This is a genomic window from Ruania halotolerans, from assembly GCF_021049285.1.
Taxonomy (GTDB): Bacteria; Actinomycetota; Actinomycetes; order Actinomycetales; family Beutenbergiaceae; genus Ruania; species Ruania halotolerans.
Genome location: NZ_CP088017.1, coordinates 375,137 through 394,088, shown reverse-complemented (window position 1 = coordinate 394,088; position 18,952 = coordinate 375,137). Strand labels below are relative to the sequence as shown.

General features: G+C 66.7%; 10 protein-coding genes. 3 read left to right on the top strand and 7 right to left on the bottom strand.

Translation table 11 applies throughout. From position 1 onward, the window contains the following. Positions 1-75: 75 nt before the first annotated feature. From LQF10_RS01730 to LQF10_RS01705, 6 genes are all read right to left on the bottom strand, one after another. The gene (locus tag LQF10_RS01730; protein ID WP_231065786.1) at positions 76-6,300 is read right to left on the bottom strand and encodes an OmpL47-type beta-barrel domain-containing protein; all 6,225 of its coding nucleotides are present in this window, start codon (positions 6,298-6,300) and stop codon (positions 76-78) included. A 205-nt stretch (positions 6,301-6,505) separates the two neighbouring features. Further along, positions 6,506-7,531 carry a LacI family DNA-binding transcriptional regulator gene (locus tag LQF10_RS01725; RefSeq protein WP_231065785.1) on the bottom strand — a complete coding sequence of 342 codons (1,026 nt, stop codon included), beginning with the start codon at positions 7,529-7,531 and terminating at the stop codon, positions 6,506-6,508. Between the two features lie 107 nt (positions 7,532-7,638). After that, positions 7,639-9,585 carry a glycoside hydrolase family 127 protein gene (locus LQF10_RS01720; protein WP_231065784.1) on the bottom strand — a complete coding sequence of 649 codons (1,947 nt, stop codon included), beginning with the start codon at positions 9,583-9,585 and terminating at the stop codon, positions 7,639-7,641. Positions 9,586-9,593: 8 nt separating this feature from the next. Then, positions 9,594-10,412: a carbohydrate ABC transporter permease gene (locus LQF10_RS01715; RefSeq protein WP_193497940.1), complete on the bottom strand. Its 819-nt coding sequence runs from the start codon at positions 10,410-10,412 to the stop codon at positions 9,594-9,596. Next, positions 10,412-11,353: a carbohydrate ABC transporter permease gene (locus tag LQF10_RS01710; protein WP_231065783.1), complete on the bottom strand. Its 942-nt coding sequence runs from the start codon at positions 11,351-11,353 to the stop codon at positions 10,412-10,414. The genes LQF10_RS01715 and LQF10_RS01710 overlap by 1 nt, the downstream gene beginning before the upstream one ends. Positions 11,354-11,437: 84 nt before the next feature. Then, positions 11,438-12,754 (bottom strand): ABC transporter substrate-binding protein, encoded by a 1,317-nt coding sequence (locus tag LQF10_RS01705; RefSeq protein WP_231065782.1) that lies wholly within the window; start codon positions 12,752-12,754, stop codon positions 11,438-11,440. A gap of 428 nt (positions 12,755-13,182) precedes the next feature. On the opposite strand from LQF10_RS01705, the gene LQF10_RS01700 reads away from it, so the two are divergent. Next, positions 13,183-13,683: a hypothetical protein gene (locus LQF10_RS01700; RefSeq protein WP_231065781.1), complete on the top strand. Its 501-nt coding sequence runs from the start codon at positions 13,183-13,185 to the stop codon at positions 13,681-13,683. Between the two features lie 62 nt (positions 13,684-13,745). Here LQF10_RS01700 and LQF10_RS19335 read toward each other — a convergent pair whose 3' ends face one another. Further along, complete coding sequence (locus LQF10_RS19335; RefSeq protein ID WP_290371129.1) at positions 13,746-15,566, bottom strand: collagen-binding domain-containing protein; 1,821 nt, start codon at positions 15,564-15,566, stop codon at positions 13,746-13,748. A gap of 292 nt (positions 15,567-15,858) precedes the next feature. Here LQF10_RS19335 and LQF10_RS01685 point away from each other — a divergent pair, with 292 nt between their 5' ends. Together LQF10_RS01685 and LQF10_RS01680 are read left to right on the top strand one after the other, a co-directional pair. Next, the gene (locus LQF10_RS01685; RefSeq protein WP_231065780.1) at positions 15,859-16,785 is read left to right on the top strand and encodes an HNH endonuclease family protein; all 927 of its coding nucleotides are present in this window, start codon (positions 15,859-15,861) and stop codon (positions 16,783-16,785) included. Continuing rightward, positions 16,721-18,946, top strand: a complete 2,226-nt coding sequence (locus LQF10_RS01680; protein WP_231065779.1) for a TM0106 family RecB-like putative nuclease — start codon at positions 16,721-16,723, stop codon at positions 18,944-18,946. The genes LQF10_RS01685 and LQF10_RS01680 overlap by 65 nt, the downstream gene beginning before the upstream one ends. Positions 18,947-18,952: the final 6 nt, after the last annotated feature.

The window sequence follows — 18,952 nt, the reverse complement described above, 5'->3', positions numbered from 1 at the left end:
CCTCCTCGTGGGGCCGGGCGCGGCGCTGCGATCGCCGCGCCCGGCGGGTGGTGAGCGACTCAGTCCGTGAGCGACTCAGCTCGTGAGCGAGTCTTCGCCGCGACGGCTGCCGGACGAGGCGCGGATCAGGGCCGCTCCGATGAGCAGAACCAGGAACGCGATGCCCGCAATACCCAGTACACCCGCCCCCGTGGAGGGAAGGTCTGCGTCGGATCCCGCACCATTGCCACCGTCAGATCCGGCGTCGGCTCCACCATCAGACCCAGACCCGCCTCCGCCAGAGCCATCACTGTCACCAGGTTCAGCGGCAGTGACGATCATGATCGGAGCGGAGACCTCCGTCTCGCCGAGCACGGCCACGAGTTGGTGCTCACCGCCGGCAGTGTCGGCGGGGACCGTCACCGTGACGGTCCCTGAACCATCGGACCCGAGCGTGAGCGTGCCGAGCTGCACGGGATCGGACCGCAGTTCGATCACGAACGTTGCACCCGGCACGCCACCGGTGAGCTCGACCGTCACCTCGTCTCCGGGGGCAGCCCGAGTACGGCCGATGTGGAGTTGCTCCTCCCCCGTGACCTGGTCGCCACCGCCCCCCGGATCGGCGGCGGGCATCGTCACCTCCGCGAGCGGTGAGACGTGGCCTGCTACGTCGACCGCACGGTACTCGAACGTCAGCTCCTCCTCGTCCACGGCGATCGGCCCCGAATAGGTCGTCCAGTCGGCCCCGCCAACCTCGCGGTACTCGATCCGGTCCACACCGGAGGTGGCATCGCCTGCCTCGAGCCGTACGGTGCGCTCGTCCTCGTCGATCGTGGCCGAGGCCGTCGGTGCGAGCGAATCGATGCCGATCTCCAGGAGGGTCACCTCGGAGACGTTGCCCGCCTCGTCCGTGGCCCGCAGTTCAAGCTGGTACGCACCATCGTCGGTAAACGTCACCGGCGACTCATAGGGCTCCCACGCTCCGCCGTCGAGACGGGTCTCGATCATCGGATCGTCATCGCGTGCATCCAGAGCAGCTGCGGTGACCGTGACCGCGCCCGTGTGCCACCCGGTCGCGGGAACCGGCGGTGTCACCTCGGCTGACACTTCCGGCGCCTGCGTATCCGGTCCGGGTTCGCCACTGTCCTGCCAGACCTGCCATTCCTTGATACCGAGCGAACCGGCGCCCTCCTCGGTCCCGCGGGCCTGCATGACCAGGCGCAGCCGGTCGGTGGTGACCTCCGTGAAGGTCACCTCGTTGTACTGATCCACCTCGGTGCCGTAGTCCGAGGGATCCGGCACCGGGGTCCACTCCTGCGATGCCGAGTCCCAGTATTCGGCGACCCAGCTCTCCGGCACGTCGATCCCCAGGCCGTCACCGTCGAGGTTGGACACGAAGTAGGCCGAGAGGCGCTCGAACGTCACCGGCTCGTCCCAGTCGTACTGGACCCACTGCTCACCGATCTCGGGCCACGCGCCCCACGTGTTGGCGTTGTCATTGGGGTCCACATCGCCGGAGGTCTGCGGCTGCACGTCGTCATTGAGACCATCCACGCTGTTCCACCCCGCCGTCACCGACGCCGAGGGGGTCGCATCCAGGGCGAGGTTGAGACTGTAGGAGGTCGCCTCGTCGAGTTCGATCGACCCGATCTCGGAGCCGTGACCGGCAGCATCGCTCGCGCGGTACTCCACGGTCACCTCGGCCGGCCCCACGAGCAGGCTCCCGTCATACTCCGCCCACGCTCCGCCGTCGAGCCGGTACTCGACGAGCTCGACACCGGAGAGCGCATCGGTCGCGAGGATCGTCACGGTGCGCAGGTGTTCGTCCGCCACTGCGGACACGCTCGGCGGCGTGCTGTCGATCGCCACGTCGAGGACGGCGGCCTCGGACACATTCGCGGAGGCGTCAGTGGCGCGGGCACGTACCTCGTGCTCACCCTCCCCGGACACCGGCACCGGTGCCGAGTACGCCTCCCACGGGCCGCCGTCGAGGGAGACCTCGACCACGGGCTCGGGGTCGCGATCGTCACTCGCTTCCACGGTGACCTCGACGGCGCCGGTGTGCCAGCCGGATGCGGGCTCCTCGGCCGGCTCGATCGATACGACCGGGGCGGTGGTGTCGGGGCCGGACGAACCGCCGGTGACGGTCACGTTCGCGAGGGCGTCCTTGGGCCCGGCGATATCGGACTCGACAGTGCCGTCCACGGTGAACGTGCCATCGTCGGCGTAGTCCGCGGGATCGATCGGATCCCAGGTGACCGGGAGGTCCTGGCGGGAGCCGTCGTTGTAGAGCGCACCCACAGTGCCCGGCAGATCCGGTTCCACACCGGCGAGCGTGTCAACGGTGACGGCGTCGACCTGGTTGATCTGACCGGGTGGCGTCGCGCGGACCCACACCGTGGCCTCCGCCACCTGCGGCGCCCCGGTGACGAGACCGTTGACCGTAAAGCTGGTCTCGGCGGCGACCTGATCCTCGGTGATGGCCGGCCACGTCACCTCCATCGCCTCGCGGCTTCCATCGGCGAAGATGGCGTCCGCCGTTGCCGGCATGTCCGGCAGTTCGCCCACTGCGGTGCGCACGTCGATGGGCTCGACGGACACCGGAGCGTCGGCGAACACCTTCCACTCGCTCACGCCGACGGCCGCATAGGGGTCCGATCCGGCGGCGTCGAGAATCAGCCGCATCCTGGTGGTGGTGACCGGGTCGAAGGAGGTGCTGTTCGGCTCGTTCCGGGCCACGCCGTACTCATCCGGGTCGGGCACGTCCACCCACGCATCGCCGGTCCAGTACTGCGCGCGCCACGATTGCGGGACGTTCACGCCGTTACTCGAGGACGGGTCCGCCTGATCCGACCAGAAGCTCACCTCAGTGGAGCCGACCCGGACGGGGCTGTCCCAGTCGTACTGAAGCCAGCGGGTGGCCGGGTGTGATCCCGACCAGGTACCCCACAGGCTGGTCTGAGCACCGCCGGAGTGGAGGATCACCCCGTCGTTGACGGCGTTGACGTCGTTCCAGCTCGCCGTGAACTCCGCCGACGGCGTTGCGGCAGGTGCGAGGTTGCCGCCACCGGAATTGGCCTCACCTTCGATGGTGACGTCGACCGAGGACGTCTCTTCGCCGTCGGTGGCACTGAGCCGGACCACATAGGTGCCCTCGGTGGAGTAGCGCAGCGTCGTACTCGCCGATGCCGGGTCCGCGAACGTGGCGAACGCTCCCTCGGGGGCGTCCACGATGGTCCACTCGGACTCGAGGTGCCCGGTGGGCAGGGCGTCGTCGCGCACGCTGCCCGTGAGCGCCGCCGCACCAGGGGTCGAGGTGCCCTCGTCCTGCCAAACCTGGACCAGTGGTGCGGCGTTATCGGCGGGTGCCGTCTCGATGCCGGTCGAGAACACCTGGATCTCTTTGAGTCCCGTGTGCGCACCGTCGGCGTGGGTCATGGTGACACGGACTGCGTCACCGGTGACTTCTTCGAAGCCGATGTGGTTGTAGTTGCCTTGCGGGTGCGCGGGCTCGCGGGCCTGACCCGGTACGTTGTGCCACTGGCCACCGGAGCGGTACTCCACGGTGTACATCGCCGGAGCGGAGTAGCCCGGAACGGTCGCCGAGGAGGACGAGCGGTAGAAGTAGAGCCGGACGTCGTCGAACGTCTGGGTTCCATCGAGCTCGACCGTGAACGTGTCCTCAGTGTTCGGCGAACCGGCGCTACCCCAGAACGGTTCGTTGATCGTGGTTCCGTTCACGGCCGCCTCTGGTGTGCGGGCGTCATCGGTGTAGGTGGCCGAGACGGCGGCGCCGACGGCGAGGTTCTCGCTCCCGGTGCTGGCCGTCGCGACATCGGCGCCCGCATTCGCCATCATCGAGACGATGCGGTCGTCGTCGTCGAAGGTGACCTCCGTGGGCGACTGCACATCGATCGCCGTCGAGGAGGTGACGGTGACGCCGTCCGGCACCTGCACATCGCCGGTGGCCGGGTCGTAGACCACGTGGGCGAGGGAGTCCACCGAGAAGGCGAGCGCGCCGTCGAGGTAGACGGAGTAGCCGTCGGCCACCGCGGAACCGTAGTGGTCCACGTCATCCCAGACCACGGTGAGGTCGCGGTCGCGGTAGCGGATGTTGTCCGCGGTGAAGTAGTCCCAGTCGAGTTCGATCGGGTCGAGCTCGATCATCCCGTCCTCGCGCGGGCGCAGCCCCATCGCGTCCTCGATCATCGTGAAGTTGGTCGTGCCGAGGATGGTGTGGTGGATCCAGGAGCGGTAGCCGATGTTCTGCGGGTCGGCCGAACCGTCGGACCAGAACTCGTTCTGGTCCGGGAGACGGTTGTCACCGTCATTCATGTAGTGCGCCCATGCGTTCCAGTACAGGAGTTTCTTGTACCACTCGGCATCGATGTACTCGTTGGGGTACTCGTGCAGCACGCGGGAGAGCATGCGGAAGGTCACCGTGGAGTTGATCACTGAGAAGTTGTTCGAGCCCGGGTGCCCCTGGGCCGCGGCCTCGGCCTTGTCCGCCTGGTTCGCGGTGTAGAAGGGGAAGATCGGATACTCGTCGGCGTCGCCGAACAAGCGCAGCGCCTCGACGTAATCGTCGTCGTAGTCGGCCTCTCCCTCGCGAGGCATCAGGCCGACAGTGAACGGGTAGTAGTTGTTGATCTCCTTCCACGGCACCAGTGCATCGGTCTCCACGTGGCGGTGCTTGAGGAGGTTCTCCTCCTCGTCCCAGAGGTGGTCGAGCACTGCCTGCTTCACCGTGTCTGCCAGGGCCTCCATCTCCTCGGCCTTGTCGGGCTGTCCGGCCACTCGGTAGGCCTGCGCGGAGGCGAGGGCGTTCGAGTACAGGTAGGCACTCTCGGTGCGGTCCAGGTTGCCGGCACGCCAGTCGAAGGACACGGCGTCCGCGTCGTTGCCCGTCATGGCGCCCCAGTCGTACTCGATGAGACCGTTGCCGTCCTCGTCGAAGTCCTCGAGCAGATCACGCACGTCGTACTCGGCGTACCGGGCGAGGTTGCCCGCGATCGCCGTCGGGCCCCCGTGCAACTGGTAGGCGCGCCAGGCAGCCTCGGAGATGTACTGGGTGTAGCTGTTCGACCAGTTGGCGGGATCACCCGGGTTGTCCACGTACTTGCCGCTTCGGGACACCTCACCGGCACCTACCCACGGCCCGTAGGAGTAGACCGGGTCGCGGAAGTACTTGAGGTCGTCGATGAACATGCCGGTCGTCAGCACGATGGCGTTGTTGTAGCCGAGCACGCCTTCCATCGCCGTCGGGAACTGGTAGTCGTTACCGGGGATGTTCGCATCGAGGAAGTTGAAGCGCATCAGCCACCACCGGTAGAACAGCACCTTGTCGATGTTGTCCTCGGGGGTGTCGAGATAGGGGATGTTCTCGGCCCACCACTGGTTGTAGGCCCTCACGTGTTCGGTGTAGGCCTCCCACGGGGCGAGCGCGGAGTAGTGGTCGTACTCCGCCCGGGAGGCGTCGATCTCGTCGGCCACGAAACCGAGTTGCACCTTCGTCGTCACCGCCTCACCCGCCGGAACGGTGATCTCCCGGGTGAGCCGATCGCCGTCCACGGCGAAACCGTCGCCGGAGAGGCGCGGGAAGAGGGTCGTGAGGTCGTTGTAGGCGTCCACGACGCCGGTGAGCTCGTCGTCGCCGGCCACTGTGGCGTACGGCGAGCTCGCCGCGAGCGTCACGTCGATGTCGCTGCCACCGGAGTTGCTCAGCTCGAGCACGGTGATGGCGACATTGCCGTCCGTGATGAACTTCGTCTGCTCGAGCTCGAGGCCGGCTGCGGTGTGGGTGGAGTGCCAGTAGCTCGGCGTCTGCTTGCGCTCGGACGTGGTCTCGGACACGGAGACGGGCTCACCGCCCTGCTCGACGGCGATCGTGTAGGCGCTGCGGTCGTCGATGGACTCCCAATAGGCCACCTGGCCACCGAAGCCGAGCTGGGCGGGTGAGTGGGACTTCATGAATACGGCGCGACCGCGGGAGAAGAGCCACTGATTGTTGTCCCCGGCCTCGCCAGCGGTTCCGTACCGGGCGAGCATGCCGTCGATCCAGAAATCCTGGGCCGGACTCACGCCGGCTCCGGCCGCGAGATCGGCGTCGAAGACCTCCTGCAGATAACCCCCCGGTGCGTAGTCCACACCCGTTTCCGGTACGGGGTTCTCAGATCCACTGAACTCGGGATAGGGAAGCTCGGTGTTCGGCACCGCGCGGGCCGGAGCGGGCGCGAGCACCAGGGTTGTTGCTGCGAGGACCAGGGTGATCGCGCTGGCGATCATGGCACGCAGGCTCCCCGGGCGGGTTCCATCAGCCATCGTCGGCATACCTCTCGTCGTTGAGTCGATGAAGCGGCTGACGAGACCGTATCGATCCGGTGAAACCAATGTCAAAGGGTTTCGGAAAGTTTCGGATGAGTGGTCTCCACCCAGCTGTCTGGCGCGAGCCTTCTCGGGGAGGCGAGCGCCAGGTCCGGCCAGGACGCCTGGTCGGCCGGGGCGGGGAAATGCCGTGAACGCGGTGCTACGCGCGCGAGCGCACCGACGAACCGCGGGTCACGAGCGTCACCGGTAGCCGGTGGACGCCGCTGCCCACGTCCTCACCACTGAGTGCGTCGAACAGCTTGCGCGCCGCCAGCCGGCCCAGATCCTGCAGATTCGCATCGACGCTGGTCAGGCTCGGACGCGAGCCGGTCGCGAGGACTTCCCAGTTGTCGTGGCTGACGATGGCCACATCGTCTGGAACCGTCTTGCCGAGGTCGCGGAGCGTGTCGATCACACCGCGCGCGATTTGATCGGAGCCGCAGACCACCCCGTCCACCTCCGGATACTGCTCGAACAGGGTGGCGGCGGCATCGCGGCCCCACTGCTCGGTCCATGCGGCGAACATCGGTGCGCCGCAGGGCTCAAGCCCCGCGGCGTGCATGGCGCCGAGGAACCCGCGCGCCCGATCCCGTGCTGCCACATACTGGGGATCACCGGTGATGTGCGCGATCCGCCTCCGGCCGAGGGAGAGCAGGTGCTCGGTCGCGATCGCGCCTCCCGACTCGTTGTCCGGTGTCAGCGAGAGGTCGCGGTCATCGTCCGAAGGCGCGTAGGCGTACACCACGGGAACTGGCAGATCCTGACCCAGGGACCGCCGCGGATCCGTTTGGCGGCCCACCACGATGATCCCGTCGACGCGACGTTCGAGCAGGGCGTTGAGGTGGTACCGCTCGCGGATCGAGTCGCCACGGGCGTCACAGAGGAAAACGTTGTTGCGGCCCGCGCCGAAGGCATCCTCGGCGCCCATCAGAATCGGGATGACGAATCTGCCCTCGAGGTCACCCGTCAATAGGCCCACGGTCCCGGTGCGACGCGAGAGCAGGCTGCGCGCCACGGAGTTGGGGGTGAATCGCAGGGCCTCGGCGGCCTCTCGTACCCGCTCGCGGGTGTCCTCGGCGACCTCCTTGCGGCCGTTCAGCGCCTTGGACGCCGTCGCGATCGACACACCGGCATCGCGTGCGACATCACGCAACGTTGCCCGCCGCTGGGGAGTGTTCTCCGTCATCGTCGCCCCCGTTCTCTGCGCTCGCTACGGCCCGGTGGCCGTGGCGAAACTGTGCTCGAAAACGTATCAGGCTCGGGTGCGCGTTCCACGCCCATGCCTTCCCTGGATCACGGCAGGGCAGCCGTCGTCGGGAGCCAGATCCGCATCGTACTTGGCCCCCGATTGCCCCACGAGTGATAGGGCACCAGCCGGATCGGGGCCGCCTCGATCGGTGGCGCATGTGGCTGGCTCCCGTAGGGCGAGAGGCCGTGGTCGGTCACGTCGAGGAGCCCACCGGAGACCACCGCTGCGGACCCGTCGGCCGACCTGGGCGGGTCCGAGGGATCGACCACCAGCCTGGAGACATCCGCAGCACCCACCTGATCGAGGGATTCCGCGCACAGGACCAGGGGCCCGCGCTCCACCGCCACACAGCCTCGTACCGCATCCACGCGTGTATCTGGGTGCACCCACCGGGGGGTGAGTGGGAGTTCGAGCAGGACCGCGCTGCCTGGGGTGAGGATGCCTGAGTGGGTGAATGCCGGGGCCGAGACGGGGTTCGGTCCACGACCGTCGCCGAGATCGACCGTCGCTCCCTGCGCCCAGGCCGGGATCCGGATCGTCAGGTCCCACGCATCCGTGGGCGCATCCAGCACCTCGATCCGCACGCGGCCCTCGTCCGGGTAATCCGTGGTCACTCGCAGACGGACATCGCGGCCATCGCCGAGCGTGGCCGAGATATCGCCTGATGCGTACTGCACGAGCGTCACGCCGTCACTGGAGGTGGTGGCCACATAGGTGCCGAACTGTGCCAGGGTGCGGGCCACGTTCGTGGGGCAGCAGGACACCTCGAACCACGCCGCGCGCCCGATATCGAGGGCGCGAGGGGAGATGCGGTCCGCGCTGGCGGCGCGCCCGGCGGTGCGCTGGTGCAACGTATTCGTGTAGAAGAAGGCACGGCCGTCCTCGGCCACACTCGTGGCTAGCACGTTGTAGAGCGTGCGTTCGATCACGTCACCGTAGGTGAGATCGCCGGTGATCAGCAGCAGACGCCAGGCCACCATGATCGAGCCGATGCCGGCACATGTCTCACAGTAGGCGCGATCAGCCGGAAGTTCGTAGTCGGCGCCGAAGGCCTCATCCTGGTGGTGTGACCCCATCCCGCCGGTGATGTACGTGCGGCGCGCGAGCGCCCGGCGATATTGCGCAGTGACCGCCGCCAACAGCTGGTCATCGCCGGACTCGAGCGCCGCATCGATGCCACCCGCGGCGAGATAGAGCGCGCGCACGGCGTGGCCGCGCAGCACCTCGGCCTCGCGGACTGGTACGTCGTCCTGGAAATACGCCCGGCCGAACTCGATGTCCGCCAGTGTGTGGTGCCCCCGTCGTTCGAGGAACACGCGAGCCTGGTCCAGGTAGCGCTGTTCTCCGGTGGCGCGATACAACTCCACCAGCGCGACCTCGATCTCGGGGTGGCCACCCACGCGCTGGAGACCGTCAGTGCCGAACGTCTCACACACGTGATCGGCTGCCCTCAACGCGATCCGCACCAGGCCGTCGTCGCGGCCGAAACCGGTTCGCAGCCGAGCCATCGCTGCCTGGATGAGGTGGCCGGCGTTGTACAGCTCGTGACCCCACTCGAAATCCGTGTAGCGGTCGGCCTGACCGGGATTGCCGAAGCAGGTGTTCAGATATCCGTCCTCGCCCTGCACGCGCTCGATCGTGGCGACAATCTCGTCGAACCGGTGCTGCAGCGACGCATCCGCGCTCCGTCCGATCTCCCATGCCATCGCCTCGAGCAGTTTGTAGACGTCGGAATCGGCGAACTGTCGACCGGTGCGGGTGGCAGCGATCGTGCCCTCAAGCACGGCATCGAAGTTCGCGATCCATCCGGCCTCACCCTCCCAGTGCAGGCAGTGCGGGATGGTGGCCGCCGCGTTGAGCACCTGGCGGCGTCCCCAGAATCCATCGTCGAGCCGCACCTGATCGATCCCGAGCGGGCGCAGCGCCGTGGGCGCCAACGGCACCACCGGTGCGCGAGAGGTGGACGTAGACGTGCGGTCAGTGATCGTCATGACGTGTATCAACCTTTGACTGCCCCGCTGATGAGGCCCTTGATGTAGTACTTCTGCAATGCGAGGAAGAGAATGACCGCCGGGATCGCGAGCACGACCACGCCAGCGGTGGTGAGGCCGTAGTCGATCACGCCCATCACCTGCTGTCGCATGTTGACCATGGCGAGTGGCAGCGGTGCGTTCTGCGGACCGAGGAGGTAGAGCGGGACCATGAAGTCGTTCCACGCGTTCAGGAAGACGAAAAGGCCTACCGTGACCATCGGGGCTTTGACGGACGGCACCATCACCCGCATGAACGTGGCGAACGTCCCGCAGCCATCCAGCTTGGCCGCTTCCTCAAGCTCGCTGGGAATGCTCTCGAAGGCGTTTCGCATCACGAACGTGCCGAACGGCAATTGGAACAACGCGAGCACGAACCCGACGCCGACGAGCGTGTTGTCCAGGCCGAGTTCGCTCATCCATACCACCAGCGGGATCAGCAACGCCGCATAGGGCACCATCAGGATGGAGAGCACCAGAACGAACATCAGACCCTTGCCGGCGAAGGTGAAGCGGGCGATGGCGTATCCGGCCATCGTGGCGGCGATCAGGCACGCGGCAACGGCAACAAAGGTGAGGATCACCGAGTTGGAGAGGTACGTGGTGAGACCTTCGCCGTACACGGCGAGAGCGCCGTAGTTGCCGAGGCCGTAGCCGTCTGACTGAGAGGTCGCGGAGTTCGGCGCGATCGAGTTCACCACGGCCCAGGCCAGCGGGAGGATGAAGGTGATCGCGATCAGCGCCGTCAGGAGGTAGTAGACGACGCGCTTGGTGAGCAGGTTCGCCATCACTTCTCCTCGGACCGGCCCACGCCCAGGGCGCGCAGCTGGAGCACGTTGATGATCACCAGGGCGAGGAGCACAACCACGGACAGCGCAGCAGCCATACCGAGGTCCTTCTTGGTCTCGAAGGCGTACTTGTAGATCAGCAGCACCGTCGTCAACGTCTCGTTGTTCGGCCCACCCTTGGTCAGGATGAAGAACTGGTCGAAGGCGAGCAACGATCCGGTGACCGAGAGGATCATCGTCATCGCGATCGTGGGTTTGAGCATGGGCAGCGTGATACTGCGCAGTTTCCTGAGGCGGCCCGCCCCGTCGAGGTTCGCGGCCTCGTAGATGTCGCCCGGGATCGCTTGGACCCCGATCAGCGTGAGCAACATGAAGTAGCCCGTGAATCGCCAGACCACCAGCACCACGGTGGCCCACAGCGCCCCGTCCGCGGTGCCCAGGATCGTCTGCTGGGCGTCCATCAATCCGAGTGAGTCCAGGATCGGGTTGAGGGGGCCCACCTGCGGGGAGTACAGCGCGTAGAACAGCAACGAGGAGGAGGCGATGCCCAGAGCGGAGGGAAGGAGGATCGCCGTCCGCAGGAACTTGTTCCACTGGCGAGCCTCTTGCACGAGCAGGGCGAGGAAGAACGCGAGGGGCATCAGGATCACGGTGGTCAGCACCGTGTACTTGAGGGTGAACTCCAGCGACTTCGCGAACATCGGGTCGCTGGCGATGTCGACGAAGTTCTGGGGGAAGTTCATGGCGGTGAATCCGCCGAACAACGTCCAGTCCGTGGCCGACATGTACACCACGAGCCCGACCGGCACGATGAAGAAGAAAACCACCAACGCTAACGCCGGTGCCAGAAAGGCCCAACCACGCAACGTGTCGGTGCGCGACCATCGCGAACGCCTGTGCGGAACGACCTGGCGTTCATCGGTATCGGCCATGACGGCCATGACGGACTCCTTGACGTCGACCCCGCGATCGGGCCGGCCCGTGTGGCACCGGCCGGCCCGATCGTCCGTGCGGAAGCGGGGTGGTTACTGGGCCAGAATCGTGTTGATCGCCTCGTTGTGAGAGCTGATCGTGGAGGCATCGCCCCACACCGCGTCCTGGATGAGCAGTTGCCACGGGCTGCCAGCAGCGTTGAACGCCTCATTGAAGTGCACGGCCACCGGTGTGCGCCCGTGCTCAACTGTGGCATTGGCGATCGCGGTGCGCGGATCCGCACCCTCGTAGCCCGACTCGAGCACCGCGAGGTTCGCGGCCGTATCGTTGTTATCGGCGAAGACCTCCTGCTGTGCATCCTCGGACATCAGCCACTGCATGAAGTTCCACGCCTGGGGTGCGTTCTCCGAGTCGGAGGAGATGCCGATGGCGTCACCGCCCAGGAATGTCGACTCACCGCCGTCGACGCCCGGGATCGGACCGACTCCGATCTCGAAGTCCGCCGTCTCGAACAGGCCGGTCACGGCGGTGTACGGGTAGGGCATCACGCCGACATTGCCCTCCTGGAAGGGAGCAGTCCAGGTCGCGCCAGTCTCCTGCTGCGATCCTGCACCCAGCCCGTTCTCGGTCTCCGCCAGCCCGCGATAGGCCTCGTAGACCTCGAGCGCAGAACCGCTGTCGAGGTTGGCCGAGGTGCCATCCTCGCTGAGCGGCTCGTCTCCCGAAGCCCAGATCGACGGCAGCAGGGTGAACACGAGCGCGCCGCCGGACTGACCGGAGAGGTAGCTCCCGGCCACGCCGTCGGTACCCAGGCCTGCGACTGCTTCGGCGTGCTCGGTGAACTCGGCGATGGTGGTGGGCCCGGCCTCCGGGTCCAGTCCGGCCTGCTCGTACAGGTCCTTGTTCCACACCATCACGGAGATGTCCGTGACGAACGGCAGCGTGTGCTGCGCGCCGTCAATGGTGCCCGCATCGATGTGCCCGACCTGCAGATCGTCAAGGGTGTCGAGCCCTTGGATCTGTTCGCTCAGGTCCTGAAAGATGCCCTGGCTGGTCCAGTACGGGATGCGCACCACGTCGCCGGCCAGAAGGTCGGGCAGAGCATCGGTCTGCGCTGCGGCGCCGACGCGCCCTTCGACGTCGTCGTTCGGCAGGATCTCGAGCTCGACCTGATTCTCGTGCGAGGAGTTGTACGCCTCCACAGCATTGACCGCCTGGCGTTCGAGCGGAGCACGGGTCCACATCGTCAACGTGGTGCCATCGTCGATGCCCTCACCGGACACCTCCCCCGCGTCCGTGCCACCACCGGGGTCAGTCTCGCTCTCACCACCCGAACATGCGGTGAACGCCAACACTCCGGCGGCCGCAAGTGCGGCCGTTCCCATCCGCAATCGTCTGGACGTCGTCATCGAAAGTCTCCTCCTTGAGCTGAGTCATGACTGCCGTGTCGAGCACAGTCGCCACCCGACCGTGCTGCCTGGCAAGATCGGCGAGCCTCGACGCATGGCCGAAACATCCCGAAACCGTTATCGGCGATAATTTCAAGGGAGCGACTCGCTGTCAAGTCCGCGTGCACGGATCGGTCGTGCCCGGAGCCCGCTGCGCCGCTGCTCCCGAGGGTGGCCGCGCTCGCGTCGCGGTGGTCGTCAGAGATCGGATCCTGACTCACCCGCCTCACCCCGGATTCACCCTCGCACCACGCTCACATTCACCTGTAGGTTCACTGGCCCGACGTGCCTGCATTCGCGATTTCAGACGGAGGATGGGGAACATCCGACCGGGTGAGACACGTGCGGGTGCGCTCCAGCGCCCCCGTCCCGGCCCAAGGGAGATGACGGTGCCGGAGCGCACAGCCGAGAACCTCGAGAACAACAGCAGCACAGCCGGCTATGACTTCGGCGTCCGGCTGAACACCGGCGCGCCCGGTTCCTATGCCTATGACGGCATCGGACCGTGGCAACCCCAGGGGCGAGGCCTCACGCTGATGGTGACCCTGACGGACTCACACTCGTTCACATTCGCGGCCAACCCGGGCGTGGCCGAGATCCTCGTCAGAGCTGGGCCCTCAGTCCAGTCTCTGGCAGGCGGTATGGGCGACACCCGGACGATCACGGGTGCGTTCGCGATCAGCCGCCTGACGTTCTGCTACCGCGCACCGTCCGTCGTCCGATCGACACCCAGGAGCGGGCACCACGGTCGCTACTGGCCGGTCGACAAGTCGGGCGACCAGTCCGAGCTGATCATGTACCACGCTGTGGGCCGCCGTTGCGTCGGCGGCCGGTCGACCTGGACCAGGATCGGCCGACCGGCCCCGCACGTCTCCACCCTGTGCGGCTGAGGACGGATGCCCGTCAGCCTCACTGCGAGGCGCACGCACGCGAGGCGCAGATCTACGGCTTCCTATTCACCGTGCGCCTGCCGCGCCAGGCGCAGCGCGACACCCAGAGAGAGCAGAACCACCACACTCGCCACCAGGGACCACATCGTCGCCGCTCCGGTCTGGGCAAGCCCATCTCCCGTGCTCGTGGTCGTCGCGCTCTCTTCACCCGTATCGGAGTTCTTCTCGCGATCTGGGTGGGATGTCTCTTCCTCACCCGGGTCCGTTGGCGCGGTGGGCTCACCCGGGTCCGTTGGCTCGGTGGGCTCACCCGGGTCCGTTGGCTCGGCGGGCTCACCCGGGTCCGTTGGCTCGGTCGGCTCACCCGGAATCCCAGCGTCTTCCACGGTGAACGTCTGCGCCTGATCGTGAGGATCGGTGTGCTCGGCAACCAGCTCCCCACCGGCAGTCAGGTACTCAAACACCACCAACGACTGACCGTCATAGTCAGCCACCTGCTCGCCGGTGATCTCGAAAATCACATCAACCGAGCCGTCGGCAACCTCCGGAACAAACGACGCAGATGCTGCGATTCCCGTGTCCTCACCAGTGCCAGACGTACGGATCGAACCCGCCAACTCGTATTCCACGCCGGGCGTCAGACCCTCGTACGTCACCGTGTCCACGACTGACCCGCCGGTCACAGGCAACACCTTCTCGTCCGAACCCACCACGGAGGCAGCAGAGCCGATCACCGGCGTCACCTGAGCCTCGCTGCATGGGAGCTTGCCCGCGAAGGTGTGGTGGTGAATCTCGCCACCGCCTGCAGTCGTGACGTTCCGCGCGAACCATTGCCCGTTCGTGGTGATCCCGGAGTTGACGTTCAGATCAGCATCCGGTGCCCAGATCGCTCCAAGGTCGTGCCCGTTGACGGCCACCTCACCGGAGACCGCAGAGAGGTCGAGCATGATGAATCGCGCAAGATCTTGCTGGGCGCCTGCTTGCGCCGACCAGCCTTCGAAGCGCAACTGGCTCAACTCCGTTGTTCCTTCGGGTACCTGGATCACGAGCGGGGCGTCCGCCGTCGGCTGGTACCCGTCAGCGCGGTCGAGCTTGATCGTCTTCCCGGCAATGTCGTCGTAGCCGATGACGTTCGGGCGATCGTCCGTGAAATCTTCGACGTACACCAGCCCGCCCTCGTCGGTGACCGTGACGTCATTGCTGAGGCCGAGTTCGGGTGAGTACATCGCCTCCAGGCACTGATTGGTCTGCTCGACCTGAGCGTCCACACCCGGAAGGTAGCCGGCGATCGTCGATTCAGCGGTCTGGAGGTCAGCCACCTCGGCGTCGTCGTACGAGGCTGATTTGAGGTCGAGCACCCCGGCGTCGGCATTGGTGACTCGCAGGAAGTCACCACCGGCAGCGTTGCCAGTTCCACCACTGCGTGCCGATCCGGTCAGGCCATCGATGGTGACGAGCTTGACGAGCGCATTCGCCTCCGAGGAGTCAGCGGCGATCGTTCCCGAGTCGTCCCGATTCGAGATGTCGAAAGAACCGGAACCACTGAACTCCTGCGCGAGAATCCGGACGGGGACACCATCGACCATCGGAACCGTGTAGTCGGGCTCGCCGGCAACCGTGTGCACGACCGGATATCCGTTCGGGTTTCCCGAGGAAACGGTGCCGAACGCGGCCACCGATCCCTCGAGTTCGCTGTTGTTCAGGTGAATGTCACCTTGTGAGACGACCGTGAATCCGTCGTTGACGTCAAACGGGTTGAACGTCGTCGGGGCGGCTACCGCCGGGGAGGCGGCGCCAAGGAGCGTCCCAGCAGCCACGGCTGCGATGCCGGTGCTGGCGAGCATCTTCTTCCCTCGGTACCGCTTCGCGGACCTCACATTCATTCCCACCACAGATCTCCTCGAACACACTCATTGGGGCACGGTCACGTGGGACCGGGCCATCACGATCGCGCCGCGGTCCATGGCCGGAAGACGGGGATGGACGGCGACGACGTCGAGTCACACGATGCGACTACTGGTACAGACGCCACAGGCGCCGTCGTATGACGCGATTCGGGCCCTCAGCCCGGTGATTCACGTCACGGTCGGTCCACAGGTCGCTTCGATGCGCCTCTGTCCACAGGTCCCGATCCCGGCCCGGGAGCGCCTGCCGCACGTCCGGCATCGTCGGTATATGGCACAACCGGAGGTTCGCGGACGGCACCTGGTCACAGTCACCACCATCGCCGTCCTGGTGGCGCTCGTTCTGCTCGTCCTGCCCCGCTGGTGGTCGCAGGTGGCACCCGCTCCACGTGTGCCCGTGTCCGGGGCGTCGCTACGCGCGGCGGAGGCCGCATTGCCACGGCTGAGTGTGGTCGAACCGCTACCCCTTGACGACTATGACCGCCGCTTCTTCGGCGAGCCGTGGGCCGATGTGGACGGCAACGGATGCGATACCCGCAACGACGTGCTCGGCTGGTGGCTGACCGATCAGGTGCGTGACGCCACGGTGTCCTGCGTGGTGGAGTCTGGGGTCCTGCATGATCCCTACACCGGGCATGTGATCGACTTCCGTCGCGGACCCTCGACGAGTGCGGCGGTCCAGATCGACCATGTGGTGGCCCTGGCCGACGCGTGGCGCAAAGGGGCGCACCGGTGGACCGCGCAGCAGGCTCTACAGTTCGCGAACGATCCGGCGAACCTGATCCCGGCCGATGGCGCAGCCAATCAGACCAAGGGTGCCGATGACGCGGCGTCCTGGTTGCCGCCGAATGCCGGATTCCACTGTGCCTATGTGGTCCAGCAGATCCTGGTCAAGAGCAGCTACGACCTCGCGGTCTCCTCGATCGAGTTGGAGGCGTTGTCAGGCGTCCTGGTCGGAGTGTGCGCCGAACACAGGGACAGCCCTGAGCAACCCGGCACCGACCGTGGCAGCACTATCGTCGGCGTGGCCGGTCCATCGCTGGGTATGCGTTGTCAGTGCGGGCGGCTAGCCTCGGCCCAGGACCTCGATATCTGGTCGGCAGCTGATCAGAACGCCACGACGAGAGGATCACGTGTTCATCACCGGCGACGTACTCGTGTACAGCGCGAGCGACCTCGCCACGGCGTTCACGTGTGAGTTCGACTTGCTTCGTCGCCTGGATGAGAAGCTCGGCCGCGTCCCCGCGCTCGACACCGCGGACCCGATGCTCGATCGCACCGCCCGGATGGGGCGGGTACACGAGGAGCAGGTGCTCTCGGAGTACCGCAGGCAGTTCGGCGAGGGCGTGGTGGAGATCGAGCTGCCGCTCGAGTACACCACGGCCGCGCTCGCCCGCCAGCAGGAACTCACCGTCGCGGCGTTGCGCCGTGGCGCGGAGGTCGTCGTCCAGGGCGGATTCTTCGACGGACGGTTTCATGGACGCTCGGACTTCCTCGTACGCGACGGGGAACGGGAAGGCCAGCCGCGCTACGCCGTCGTGGACACCAAGTTGGCCCGTTCTGCGAAACCGAAGGCCGTGCTGCAGCTGGCCGCCTACGCTGATCAGCTCCTGCGCCTGGGCATCCCGCTGACCGATCATCTGCACCTGCACCTCGGCACCGGCGAGCTCACCGCTCACGATCGCACCGCGAGCGTGGCCGTCTACCGTGAACACCGCCGGCACGTGCAGTACCTGCTGGACGTGCACCGCGCAAGCGAGGCTCCGGTGCACTGGGGCGATGATCGGTACACCGCGTGCCTGTGGTGTGAGCGATGCAGGGCCGAGATCGCTCGCACGCGGGACGTGCAGATGGTGTGGGGAGCGCGGCAACAGCACCGCGAGGCACTGCGCAGCGCGGGGGTGGGCACGATCGATGCGCTGGCCACGGCCGCTCGCCCAGTGGAGCAGATCCAGCCCGAGATGTGGCACCGACTACAGGCACAGGCACGCCTGCAGTTGCAACAGGAACGAGCCGAGGCCGACGGCGCAACTCACGTGTTCAGCGAGGTGCACGACCGTGCGGGATTGGATGAGCTCCCGGTCCCAGACGCCGGCGACGTCTTCTTCGACTTCGAGGGCGATCCGTTGTGGGTGGATGACGATCGCACCGTGTGGGGCCTCGAGTACCTGTTCGGCCTGATGGAGGCAGGCGGCGACTATGTGACGTTCTGGGCGCATGATCGCGCTGCCGAGGGGGCGGCACTGCGGGAGTTCCTGCACTATCTGCGCCTGCGCCGCTCGCGGTACCCGGGCATGCACGTCTACCACTACGCCGGATACGAGCAGTACACACTCCGGAACCTGGCCATGCGGCACGGAGGAGTCGAGGAGGTCGAGGAGCTGCTCGGATCAGGGGTGTTCGTGGACCTGTACCGCACCGTGAAGGCCTCGGTGCGCGTCTCACAATCGTCGTACTCGTTGAAGAAGCTCGAGCCGCTGTACATGGGGTCCGAGCGTCGTTCGGGCGTTACCTCTGGTGGCGATTCCGTGGTGGCGTATGAGGAAGCATGTGCGATGCGTGCTCGCGGCGACGAGGCCGGATATCGTTCACGGTTGGCTGAGTTGGCCGAGTACAACCGGTACGACTGCCTCTCCACTCGACGCCTCCGGGACTGGCTACTGGCCCAACGAGATGACCTCGGGTCAGACGACGGAGGCGGTGACCGGGAGCCGGCGCGGGAGCCGATCGGGGTGGAGCCGCAACCGACGCTGGCCATCCAGGGCACAGCCGCGAGCATGCCCGCGGCGGTCGATGCGGCACCGACGGTTCATGACGATGCGCCAGGGCCGTGTCAGCACCTCGAGGGGTTGTCCGCCGGACTGCATCTGGTGTCGGTGACGCACCGCGGGAACACGGTGGAATCTGCGCAGGAGGCGGCCGAGGTGGTCGCACAGGTGGAATCCCTCATCGGCCGAGACCTCACCGATGGCGGCCAGACCCGGCCGCTGGCAGAGACAGACTTTCTCGTGGTGGCCGCACGTGCGGAACAGGCGCAGCGGATCGATCGGGATCTCGAGGCCGCTGGACTCGCCGGCATCCGGGTGAGCACGGTCGGCGACCTGCAGGATCAGCGGGCCGCCGTCGTGATCTGCTCTCTGGCTGCCTCTGCTCCGGAGAACGCTCGCCGCGATCTGCAGGTCCTGATCTCGGCCGACCTGTGGGGTGCGGTGTTCTCCCGCACGCGGTGGGCGACGATCCTGGTCCGTTCCCCTGCACTGACGCGCCGGATGCCTGCCGACGCCGCGGATCTGGCCGCGGTCGGGGCCTTCCTACAGGCGTGCGCAGGCGCGCGGGAGCGTCGCACCCGGCGTCGGTAGCAGGCC

What these genes read in the sequence shown, in the direction of transcription:
- LQF10_RS01730 (WP_231065786.1), bottom strand. Translation starts at nt 6,300, where the DNA reads ATGGCTGATGGAACCCGCCCGGGGAGCCTGCGTGCCATGATCGCCAGC.
- LQF10_RS01725 (WP_231065785.1), bottom strand. Translation starts at nt 7,531, where the DNA reads ATGACGGAGAACACTCCCCAGCGGCGGGCAACGTTGCGTGATGTCGCA.
- LQF10_RS01720 (WP_231065784.1), bottom strand. Translation starts at nt 9,585, where the DNA reads ATGACGATCACTGACCGCACGTCTACGTCCACCTCTCGCGCACCGGTG.
- LQF10_RS01715 (WP_193497940.1), bottom strand. Translation starts at nt 10,412, where the DNA reads ATGGCGAACCTGCTCACCAAGCGCGTCGTCTACTACCTCCTGACGGCG.
- LQF10_RS01710 (WP_231065783.1), bottom strand. Translation starts at nt 11,353, where the DNA reads ATGGCCGTCATGGCCGATACCGATGAACGCCAGGTCGTTCCGCACAGG.
- LQF10_RS01705 (WP_231065782.1), bottom strand. Translation starts at nt 12,754, where the DNA reads ATGACGACGTCCAGACGATTGCGGATGGGAACGGCCGCACTTGCGGCC.
- LQF10_RS19335 (WP_290371129.1), bottom strand. Translation starts at nt 15,566, where the DNA reads ATGAATGTGAGGTCCGCGAAGCGGTACCGAGGGAAGAAGATGCTCGCC.
- LQF10_RS01685 (WP_231065780.1), top strand. Translation starts at nt 15,859, where the DNA reads ATGGCACAACCGGAGGTTCGCGGACGGCACCTGGTCACAGTCACCACC.